We start from the raw sequence: 10814 nt of genomic DNA on the forward strand, positions 1-10814 counted from the left end.
TGATATTTTAACTAAGCAATCGAGAGTTGTCAAGCGGCCCCGGTATTTATTCGCCGAATACATTCGCCTGGAACCTGAAAATCGTCGCATCCGGTGATTTGTAAGCATCTGTGGGAAGACCGGCCTTCTGACACGTCTGCTCCAAAAATGTGGTCCGATCCCACCCATAATCAGTGGCCACCTGGGGCAAAAGCAATCCCCGACTCTGACCCTTGAAAATCATTAAACCGTCACGGCCCACCACGATGTCCTCGAGTGATTCAATTTTCTGCATGGGACTCAAAACCGAAATCTCGATATGCAATTTATCGAGTTCCGCCCGATCCACCGAAGGAAACCTGGGATCGGCCACCGCGGCCTGGATGGCACAATCGGAGACCGTCTTATAAAGCGGCTCGACAGCGGTCGTATGCCCGATACATCCCCGCAGCCGGCCATCTTTTTCCAGCGTCACAAAAGCGGCGCCGAATTTCTTAAGATTATCGGTCAGTTCGAATTCGGGAGTTGAACCACCCGAAAGATAATTTTCAAGGGTCTTTCGTGCGATCTGCAATAATATTTGCCGATCCTCATCAGTAAGCTCGAGCGTTGAGGGTAATTCTTTTTTCTTATCTTTACCCAATAATTTTGAACCATTATCATTTGATTTATATAGAGCGATTGCGGCATAGCCGACCACCGAGCTTTTATCTCCGGAAATATCACCCGAATCGCCATACTTCAGTATTTTTGCCTTATTGGCGCCTTTCGCAATCGCCGCTTTCATCACCGCCACCGCCGGTCCGCCTCCGCACATTTCGACTGATCCGTCGGCCAGAGCCATTTCAAGTCTGACCGGATCAAGATTCTCAAAACAAACCAAACCGGTGGAATCAAATTTCTTTCCGATTGAGGCCGGCTTATAATGCTGCCAGTCGGTTGAAGAGATAATCACAGTCTGAGAATCGAATTCGAGGCTCTTCAAGGCATCGGCCAGTAATTTGATATTTTCTTTACTCTGGTTCCCCATAATTATTGGCACCATCGTAAAATCACTCATGACCGTTTGCAGGTAAGGCAACTGGACTTCAAGGCAATGCTCGCGATCCTGTGCCTCAGGAATGAAATTAATTTTATCAGAAAAGGATATGAGCTTCGAAGCCATTTCGCGGTTAATTCGGACATCCCCAAAGGGCATCGACCATGAGCCGCCCGGCGCATAGACCGAGATGCCATCAAAGCCATATTTATGTGAAGGGCCGCACAGGATTACCTTATTTACTCCCGAATTTTCCAGCAGTTTATAAGCGTAGGCGGCGATTTGTCCCGAGTAAATCAGTCCCGCGTGTGGAACCACCAGAGCGATCAATTTACCGTCAATTTCACTCTGGGCGCCGACAGAAGCCAGATGCTGATCCACCATCTGGTGGAGTTTGGCTGCGTCGGCAGGGTAGAACATGTCTGCCACGGCCGGAAGCCGCCTCGGCGCCTGCTGGCCGGAAACAGAAAGCCCGCATAATATGACCAGTAAGACAGAAAAAATGAGTGTTTTATGCATATTTAATCCTCAAATTAGAATACTAATCTTTACGTGGACGGTCAAGAAAAAAGTATTGGCGGTCAGACTGGAAATCGTTGTATAATATTTGAGTATGAGCAAAGTAGTTGTTGTCAGAATGGTTGATAGGAAGGCCGACGAGGCTTTGAATAAGAGTGATTATAAAATTATGCTCATAAAAGGCTTGCAAAGGCTTTTCGATTCGCCGGTCATTGATAAGGAAATCCGGACCCTGTTGCCGGGCAGAGTGATCGGTATGAAAACCAACTGTCTGACGCATAAGTTCAATTCGACACCTATCCCTTTAACCGAGGCCCTGGGCGATATTTTGATCAAGGCCGGTTTTGAAGACAATAATATTATTGTCTGGGAAAGACAATCACGCGAACTGGAAAAAGCCGGCTATGAACTTAATGCCTCTTCTTTTGGCCGGAGATGTTTCGGTACCGACAGCAACAACGCCGGGTACAGCCCTGATTTATACGGTCATGGAAAAGCCAACTCCCTGGTAACGCGCATTATGACCGATATGATCGATTCCAATATCAATATGCCTGTTTTGAAAGACCATTCCATAGCCGGGTTGTCCGGCGGACTGAAAAATATGTTTGGGGCCATCAATAATCCCAATAAATATCATGCCGACAATTGCAGCCCTTTTGCCGCCCATGTTTCGGCCCTGACACCGATTAAAACCAAGAACCGGTTGATCATCATTGATGCCGTGAAAGTGCAATATCATATGGGCCCCGGCTATGACAGCCGGTATCTGCATAAATACGGCGGGCTGATTATATCTGATGATCCGGTGGCCGCCGATCGAGTCGCCCTGGAACTGCTGGATCATATCCGCGTCCTCCATAATATGCCGACCCTGAAAGATGACAGCCGGCCGGTCAATTACCTGGTCGAGGCCGAAAAAATCGGCCTCGGGATTGCCGATATGACAAGAATCTCGATTGATGTCATACAGCTTGACAGCGACGGTAATGGTTCGAAAGGAGTGCTGTTCTGATGGATCGAAGATTATTTGTCAAGTGTCTCGGTTGCGGCGCTGTTGCTGCTGTTGCGGCCCACACTGATTTGCTGCCCGGAATTGTCGGCGGTATCCAGAACGCCAGCGCCTTTGATTTCACGAAAAGACTTTCCGAGGTCGAAGCCCGGTACTATAAAAAGCTCGAGACGGGGGGAATTGAATGTGAACTATGCCCGCGGCATTGCCGCATAACCGATCTCGAACGCGGCTACTGCGGGGTCAGGGAGAACAGGGGAGATGTCTATTACACCCTGGTTTATGGCTTACCCTGTGCCGTCAACATTGACCCGGTTGAAAAAAAACCGCTGTTTCACTTTTATCCCGGCTCGAATGCTTTTTCGCTGGCGACCGCCGGCTGTAACTGCAATTGTAAATTCTGTCAAAACTGGGACATTTCGCAATCTCGCCCGGAACAGACCGATAATATGGATATGCCGCCTGAGAGCGTCGTCGGCGTCGCTGTTTCCCGAAAAGTGCCGATTATTGCCTATACCTATTCCGAGCCGGTCATTTTCTATGAATACATGTATGACATAGCCGAACTGGGGCATAAGCAGGGCGTCAAGTCAGTAATGATTACCGGTGGCTCCATCGAAAAGGAACCGCTTCAGCAACTCCTGACCCAGCTTGATGCCATTAAGGTCGATCTAAAGTCCATAAGGGAACAATATTATAAAGATATTGTGGATAATGAATTAAAGCCAGTACTTGAAGCATTGGTTGAAATAAAAAAGAGCGGTGTCTGGCTCGAAATAGTATATCTGGTCGTGCCGACGCTAAATGACAGTGATCAGGAATTCAGGGAGCTGGCAGGGTGGATTAAAACCAATCTGGGGACCGATACCCCGATTCATTTCTCTCGTTTTCACCCTCAATATCTGCTCAAGAACCTGCCCATGACGCCGCAGAGCACCCTTGAGAAAGCACATCAGATATGCCGGGCCGAAGGTCTTGAATATGTCTATCTCGGAAATCTACCCGGGCATCCGGCCGAATCGACTTATTGCCCCAAATGCGAAAAGTTGTTGATTGACCGCAGGGGATATCGCATTATTCGGAACGAAATAAAAAACGGCAAATGTCCCGATTGCGGGCACAAAATACCCGGACTTTTTTAATGAACCGAAAAGCCTTTTTGCTTGGCTTCTTTTCAATAGGGGGCCAGGTTCTTTTATTGCGGGAGCTGATAGCCTCTTTTAATGGCGATGAGCTTCTTATCGGCACCGCTCTCTTCGGCTGGCTTATTGCCGTCGCGGGCGGGGCCGGTCTCGGCGGCATCAGAAAAATTAAAATCAAAGCACTGCCGTTGTTTATTATCGGGGCCATATTGCTGCCGTCGTCGATTATTACGGCACGACTCGGTCCCCTTTTTGCGATCAGCGTTCCGGGTGAAGTTGTCCCATTTTCTACGGCCGCGCTCTTATCGATAGCCGCTATGATCCCGGTCGGAGTTATCTCCGGCTGGCTCTTTACCGCCATAACCAGGGAAGGGCACCGTCCGGCAAAATCCATTGTCCAGGTTTACCTTTTGGAAGGCATCGGCGCCTTTATCGGGGGAGTGGCTATTGCGGCTCTGGTCGGAATTGTTTATTCCACGCTGGCCATGGCTTTCGCGCTTGGAGTGGTGATGCTGACACTTTATCTGATGCCCGTCGGAAATCGAAAAATATATATTATTCTCCCGACTCTTCTGGCAATTCTTGTAGTTATAAAAATGATAATTCCTACCCTGGATATTTATCTTGACAGGACCAAATATGATTCTTTTCGGATCGAAAAATCGTTCGATACTCACTACGGGCATCAGGCTATCCTGTCCCGAAATGAGATGATTACCCTTATGACCGATAATGCCGCCGAGGCATCATATCCAAATCTATTGCAGGCGGAAAGCTGCCTATTGCCGCCCTTTCTCTACAAGCCGGACAGCAAGAACGTCCTGTATATCGGCCGGGCGGAATTCGGCGTTATGCAACTTGCTGACAGCCTTACCGGTGTCAAATTGACCGCTCTCGATCCCAGGAAAGAGCTCTCGGAGGCCATTAATCAGTTCATTCCTCCAGTGGCGGGATTAAATCGAATTGATGACGATCAACTTTCATATTTCCTTAAGCATCAAATCATCAGTAAATATGATATTATTATTCTGAATCCGGGTGAGCCGGATAATAACAAAGTCAGCCGGCTCCTGACCGCAGAGTTTCTTAATCAAACCAAAGGAAGTCTTGAAGACCACGGGATTTTGTTTTATCCGGCGCCATACGATACCGACCGATATATCTCGCCCGAGAAAAGTATTCTTTTGGCCGCGCTGTATAACACTTTCAAGAGAGCCTTTAATTATGTCATATTATGGCCGGGAGAAACGACCTTATTTTTTGCCTTTGATGATTCGCTGTTGAATATTTCTTCGGAGCAGGCCATACTTAATTCGGACTCATTGTCCTATAAACCTCAATATATTAATAGCATTTATCTGCCGGATCGACTGGAAGAATTGAAAATCGCCCGTCTGGAGAAAGCGCTTCAAGCTTCTCTGCGGGCGAATACTCTCAATAGACCGATAATACCTTACTATCAGGCGGTTTACCGGTCAACTGCCGATGGGCTGGATAGAAAGTTAATTCCTTTTATTCTGGGAAATCCCCAGTTTATGATTATTCTGCCGGCGCTGATCCTGGCCCTGTTGCTTATCCTGATTATGCGTCGCAGACGTCGGCGAGCTTTTGGACTCTTTCTATATTTCATAGCCGGGCTCGTCTCGCTTTCCCTGGAACTGATTTCATTCTATATTTTTCAGTCAACCTCCGGATCGCTTTATTCGGAGATGGCGATACTGATTGGTTCCTTTATGATTGGTTTGGCGCTCGGCACCTACTATTCGCTTCGAATAAACAAAGAGAATCTGGAATACCCGGCCCTTTTGCTGATGTTGACGGCAATAGTGGTCTATTATGCGACCTACAACAGCATTGGGACCTCATTTGCTCTTATATATCAGATATGCTTCCTGCTCACCATGGCCATGGCGACCGGCTCCCTGTTTGTTGCCGCCACCGACCGCTATTATTATGGGAAGTCGGAATCGAATCGAGGTCTTGGCTATGCCCTTGAAATTATCGGCTCGGCCATCGGCGCCCTGACTGCGGTCACCATTCTTTTGCCCTTAATCGGCCTGCAATGGCTGCTGATTTCATTCATTATTTTATTGGTGATTTCTCTTATAGGCGCCATAATAACTGCTTAGGCATCGATTCGGATATTGCTTGCCATTCGCTTTAAGATTGATATTTTGATTCTATGATCCGGACAATTTATGATATCGATACCCCGGCCGTACTGATTGAAAAATCAATTATGGAGGACAATATTGATTCCATGCAGCGCCTGGCGGAAAGAAATGGGGTCAATCTCCGCGTTCATATCAAGACTCACAAAATTCCTGAGCTGGCCAAATTGCAGCTTAAAGCGGGTGCTGTCGGCATCGCTGTGGCCAAGCTGGGCGAGGCGGAAATGATGGCTGAGGCCGGCATCAATGATATTCAGATTGCCAATATTATTACCGGTTCGATTAAAATAAGAAGGCTGCTCAGGCTCCATCGAAAAAATCGATTGACCGTCGGAATTGATTCCTTTGATAATGCTCGGGAACTGGCCCTGGCCTTTGAAAAAGCGCATCGAACATTAGATGTTCTTATCATGATAAACACCGGCCTGAATAGATGCGGCCTTGAAAATGATCGCGAAGTGTTAAAACTGGCCGACTTCTGTGCCGGATTGAAAGGTATCAGACTGGCAGGGCTGATGACTCATGCCGGCCATGCCTATGCCTCTTCCAGTAAGGTAGAAATCAAAAAGATAGGCCAATATGAAGGGAAGAGGCTGGCGGATCTGGCGGATATTCTGCAACGGCGAGGTCATAGTATTAAGATTGTCTCAGTCGGCTCGACCCCCACAGCGAAATATTGTTCAGCTATCAAGGGGGTCACAGAATTGCGTGTGGGCAATTATATCTTTAATGATGTAACTCAAGTAACACTTCAAACAATCTCAGTAAGGCAATGTGCGGCATCAATAATATCCACCATGATTAGCAAATCGTCAGTGGGTCGTGTTATAATTGACGCCGGCAGCAAAGCGCTGGCGCTTGATCGTGGCGCCCATGGCAGCGATGCCATTACCGGTTTCGGCCGTATTATTGGTGGTGGCGGCATTATAAGCAGATTATCCGAAGAGCATGGCATTATTGATAAAGCGACCCGGAAATTTCGGATTGGTGATCGTATTCGTATTATACCCAACCATATTTGCACAGCCATGAACCTGTTCGATTATGCTTATCTGGTGGATCGAGAGCGAGTGTTGAAAAAACTGAGAATAACTAGCCGCGGAAAGATGAATTGAAAATTTTGATGAAATACCCCTCGCGTCATATTTTGTTCCTCAACTCGCACTACCCGAGCCGGGAAAACAGTTTCTATTTGAGACTCATTAAGGGCGGATATAAAATTGCTGTCGATGGCGGCATTAGATTTTTTCGGAAACATAAACTGACTCCGGATCTCCTGATCGGCGATTTTGATTCCGCTCCGATGATGTCTTCAAAATATCTGTCAAGATTCGAAGTAATTCGGCATCCGTCGCAAAAAGACAAGACCGACAGCCAGCTGGCGCTTGAACTTTCTCTTGAACGAGGCGCTGAATTCATCGACATATGCGGCGGGATCGCTATTGACGAAATAGACCATACTTTGGGCAACATATTTCTGCTTGAACTCGTGAACAAATTCAACCGAAGGAATAGTCGGAATGTTTTGGCCCGTTTAATCAGCCCGGGCATTACAGTCTATTTATTGCATGACAATTCCACAGTTTTGCACGCTCATAAGGGTGATTATTTGTCTGTGATACCGTTATCCGATGGTTCCGAGCTCGAATTTAGCGGCTTGAAGTATCCCGCCCCCAGAAAACGACTGCAAACCGGGGACTCCCTGACTCTCCGCAATCAATTTAAAAGCAGTCGCTGTAATATCAGGATCACAGGCAAAGCCATCGTGGCAGTCATCTCAAAGTGACAATCGGTCATTTTTAAATTCAAGTAACGATTTTGTCCCTGCCGGATGCCAGGAAAAAGTTTGAAACTTGGGAAGACTCTTTTGGGGCAAGCTCGCCCGCTGTTATTTTTGCCTTGATGCCGGTAAATAGTGATTTTAAATTGAAAAAGGGGGTGAAACGGGTCAGCATTTACTTGACAAAACATTTTCCCCATATATATTTGGTGAAAATTATCAGGGACCTTTGCCGATACTGATAGATAGGTTCCGACAGTCTTAATACTGGGAGATCGTCCAACGGCAGGACACGTGGCTCTGGACCACGGTATCGGGGTTCGAATCCCTGTCTCCCAGCTTATTTGTGTACTAATCCCATCAATAACAAGAAGTTGCCAAAACCGGAAATCGTTCTTTTGTGACATTCTATGACAAAAGGGCTAATTTTGGAGGTCAAAATGGCGACTTTGTATCATCGAAAAGGCTGTTATTATCTGAATTATTCGGTCAATGGTAAGCGAGTCAGAAAATCTGTTGGTACAGACAAAAGAGAAGCAGATATTCTGCTCAAAGAACTTCGCTATAAGCTATTCAAAGGTGATATCCGACCCAATCGTCCTGAGATTCCCATTGATTTCTTTTTTAATAACTATCTTGAGAGTTGTGATTCTCGATTGACCAAAGGGACTTATATCAGATATTACAATGCCATTAAACACTTCAGAAAGTTCTTTACGGTTCACTCTCCTATTCAGTTTATCAGTCAGATTGGCAGAGGAAATCTTCAGGAATATATGTTGTACAGACAGAATAATAAACCTAAACCGAAGGCAAAGACTATCAATATCGAGCTTACTGTTATTAGAGCAGCTTTAAGTTGGGCTGTCGATAATGATTGGCTGGAAAGTAACCCTGCCAGCCGTTTAAAACTGCTCAAAACGAGCGATTCCAAAAAGGGTAAGGCTCTCACTGAGGAGGAAGTAAACGCTCTTCTCCGTGGCTGTGAGACGCTTAGAAGTGGATTCTGGTTCAGGGATATACTTATTACCCTTTTGAACACAGGAATGCGTAGAGGTGAGCTGGTCAATCTTACATGGGATGATATCGATTGGGAACAGGAGCTTATTAAAATCCAGGAGAAGCCTTTTTGGAGTCCCAAATCATATGAACGAACTATCCCTGTCAATCAAACCGTCAAAAGTATTTTGGAAAAATTTCAGTCGAACTCTAAATGTTCTTTTGTTTTTAACAATAACAACAGAAAGATTGAGGATAATGTCTTGAGAAAGAAGCTTCTCACCTTATCCAGACGGGTAGGACTCCCTCACATTACCAGAATCCATGACTTCCGGCACACCTTTGCTTCCAATTTACTCATGGCAGGAGTCGATATCCCCACTGTTCAGAGCTTGCTAGGCCACAGGAGTTGGAATACGACAATAATCTATTCCCATCAGACTCAGGAACACACCAAAAAAGCTGTGGAAAAACTTGTAAATGCCAGATAATATTCTCTTTTTTAGGTCCAATTACCCTTCAGGAATACCCTTTAAACTTCCAAAGAAGCCCTCTGGAAAGACTTCTGGAGGGTAGGGGGCTTGTTCTATGTCAGAATTATGACTGGACTGGTTAAAGCCTGCTAATACCCCGGCTTACAAATTTGGGCTCTAAATGGCTGACATGGTGTGGGAACACATCAGGTCGGAGGACTCCACCTGTGAACTTGTGAACGTTGTGAACATTGGGAGGGGTGAGAGAGAGAAGAGAGGGGTTATTTTTAATATTTATTTATTATATATATAATAAATATATCTTCTGTTTCCCTTCCCTCTCCCTTTTTAACGTTCACTATGTTCATACGTTCATCATGAGGCTAATCCGTATTGGTCAACTAATTCCAAAATCCGTTCACGGTTGGAATCGGTGGGCATTATATAAACCCCATTGGCATCCCGGTCTTTCTCAAGCTTTAAGTCCTGCTCGATGATAACGCCGACCTTTTTGGCGGTAATTTCTTTCGATTGGCCCTCAAATCCATTTCGTAGCTTTTCTGAGATATATTTACAATATACCTTGGAGTCTGTCGCCCCATTGATGATTTCAATGATTCTACCATTTATTGAATCCGCTTTATCAGCTTTTATTGCCGCTTTGTGTTTATCCAAGTATTCCGTTAAAACCGGTTTTATATTTTTAGGAACAAAAGAAAACAATGGAGCAAATACTTGCTTTGTTCGATTATCATAATCTCCTTCTATATCAAATGATAATGGCTGAGTATTACTAAGATAATCAAATCGATATTTTAATAGTTTATTTCTCAGCTCCAAAGCTCCGCCATCTATTTCTTTGGGCAGTTGTATGGGTTTCCCGTGTTCTGGTTGATATTCCAGATAGAGTTTGATACACCTTGACGCTAAGGCTGCATCAAATATTGGGTCAATTGTAGTTATGATTTTGGGACAAAATACACTAAATCTTTCCGTAATGTATTGCCCATCCCTATTCTGATTTGTTCTATGAACAGGATTACCTGTCTCAAAGCCTTGCTTATAAACATTGCTAGTTTCATCGTTTTTATTTTTAGTTAAAATATCATTCTCGTCAGAAACTACAGTTCCCCTGATTTGATTGGTAATCCTAAAAAGGGTGGAAACAGTTGAGGAACCAGAATGTGGTACACCCAAAAATACTAACCTGAGGAGCAAATCTTTTAATCTAGACTTACCATGCCCAGGTTGGCCTTGGATGTGCAAATAAGGAAAACATTTGAAAGAATCATAAATCCAAGTCCCGACCACATAAGCTGCACATATATGCAAATATTCCTCTGGTATTAATATATAGGCAGCTAAAAAATCCTCTATTTCTTGATATAATTTTTCATCGCACTGATAATCCTTAGGATATGATGGTAGAAAAATATAATTTTCCAGTACCTCAGAAATAAGATTGTAAGGAGGAACGTATTTAAATTTGTTATCCTTAGTAATAATCTCATTTTCAAAAGAATAATTATCACCATTGCGGACAATATATTGGACTTGTTCATTTTTATAGATGATATTGAATGTTTTTTGGTCAATATCACTTGAAGTTCCCCCGATTTAGTGGACACGGAGAAAGGATACTATTATTATGATTCTTTCTCATCCTGAGTCCCGAAGGACAGGAGGTGTTCAGATGTTGA

The 10814-nt window shown here is 44.9% G+C and carries 9 protein-coding genes and 1 tRNA gene; 7 read left to right on the forward strand and 3 right to left on the reverse strand.

Annotated features, from left to right (window positions below; translation table 11 throughout):
- Window positions 1-46: 46 nt before the first annotated feature.
- Entirely contained in the window at window positions 47-1537 is a 1491-nt protein-coding gene (locus CVT49_12800; protein PKK82623.1) for a hypothetical protein, read from the reverse strand.
- 94 nt (window positions 1538-1631) lie between these two features.
- Here CVT49_12800 and CVT49_12805 point away from each other — a divergent pair, with 94 nt between their 5' ends.
- The 7 genes from CVT49_12805 (at window position 1632) to CVT49_12835 (ending at window position 9132) form a co-directional block, all read left to right on the forward strand.
- Window positions 1632-2552, forward strand: a complete 921-nt coding sequence (locus CVT49_12805) for a hypothetical protein (GenBank protein ID PKK82624.1) — start codon at window positions 1632-1634, stop codon at window positions 2550-2552.
- Complete coding sequence (amrS, locus tag CVT49_12810) at window positions 2552-3691, forward strand: AmmeMemoRadiSam system radical SAM enzyme (GenBank protein ID PKK82625.1); 1140 nt, start codon at window positions 2552-2554, stop codon at window positions 3689-3691. The genes CVT49_12805 and amrS overlap by 1 nt, the downstream gene beginning before the upstream one ends.
- Complete coding sequence (locus tag CVT49_12815) at window positions 3691-5820, forward strand: hypothetical protein (protein PKK82626.1); 2130 nt, start codon at window positions 3691-3693, stop codon at window positions 5818-5820. Before amrS ends, CVT49_12815 begins: the two co-directional genes overlap by 1 nt.
- A gap of 53 nt (window positions 5821-5873) precedes the next feature.
- Window positions 5874-6977: an alanine racemase gene (locus CVT49_12820; GenBank protein PKK82627.1), complete on the forward strand. Its 1104-nt coding sequence runs from the start codon at window positions 5874-5876 to the stop codon at window positions 6975-6977.
- A complete protein-coding gene (locus CVT49_12825) occupies window positions 6974-7648 on the forward strand; it encodes a thiamine diphosphokinase (protein ID PKK82628.1) in 675 nt (224 codons plus the stop codon). The genes CVT49_12820 and CVT49_12825 overlap by 4 nt, the downstream gene beginning before the upstream one ends.
- A gap of 262 nt (window positions 7649-7910) precedes the next feature.
- Window positions 7911-7981 (forward strand) — tRNA-Gln (locus CVT49_12830).
- 71 nt (window positions 7982-8052) lie between these two features.
- Window positions 8053-9132 carry a hypothetical protein gene (locus CVT49_12835; protein ID PKK82629.1) on the forward strand — a complete coding sequence of 360 codons (1080 nt, stop codon included), beginning with the start codon at window positions 8053-8055 and terminating at the stop codon, window positions 9130-9132.
- Between the two features lie 357 nt (window positions 9133-9489).
- Here CVT49_12835 and CVT49_12840 read toward each other — a convergent pair whose 3' ends face one another.
- Window positions 9490-10446, reverse strand: coding sequence for a hypothetical protein (locus CVT49_12840; GenBank protein ID PKK82630.1), 957 nt, complete (start codon window positions 10444-10446; stop codon window positions 9490-9492).
- A gap of 41 nt (window positions 10447-10487) precedes the next feature.
- Window positions 10488-10742, reverse strand: coding sequence for a hypothetical protein (locus tag CVT49_12845; GenBank protein ID PKK82631.1), 255 nt, complete (start codon window positions 10740-10742; stop codon window positions 10488-10490).
- Between the last annotated feature and the right edge of the window lie 72 nt (window positions 10743-10814).

It is taken from the genome of candidate division Zixibacteria bacterium HGW-Zixibacteria-1 (assembly GCA_002838945.1).
GTDB lineage: Bacteria > Zixibacteria > MSB-5A5 > GN15 > PGXB01 > PGXB01.

Excerpts from the sequence above, each read along its gene's own strand:
- CVT49_12800 (PKK82623.1), bottom strand. The coding sequence starts at position 1,537 with ATGCATAAAACACTCATTTTTTCTGTCTTACTGGTCATATTATGCGGG.
- CVT49_12805 (PKK82624.1), top strand. The coding sequence starts at position 1,632 with ATGAGCAAAGTAGTTGTTGTCAGAATGGTTGATAGGAAGGCCGACGAG.
- amrS (PKK82625.1), top strand. The coding sequence starts at position 2,552 with ATGGATCGAAGATTATTTGTCAAGTGTCTCGGTTGCGGCGCTGTTGCT.
- CVT49_12815 (PKK82626.1), top strand. The coding sequence starts at position 3,691 with ATGAACCGAAAAGCCTTTTTGCTTGGCTTCTTTTCAATAGGGGGCCAG.
- CVT49_12820 (PKK82627.1), top strand. The coding sequence starts at position 5,874 with ATGATCCGGACAATTTATGATATCGATACCCCGGCCGTACTGATTGAA.
- CVT49_12835 (PKK82629.1), top strand. The coding sequence starts at position 8,053 with ATGACAAAAGGGCTAATTTTGGAGGTCAAAATGGCGACTTTGTATCAT.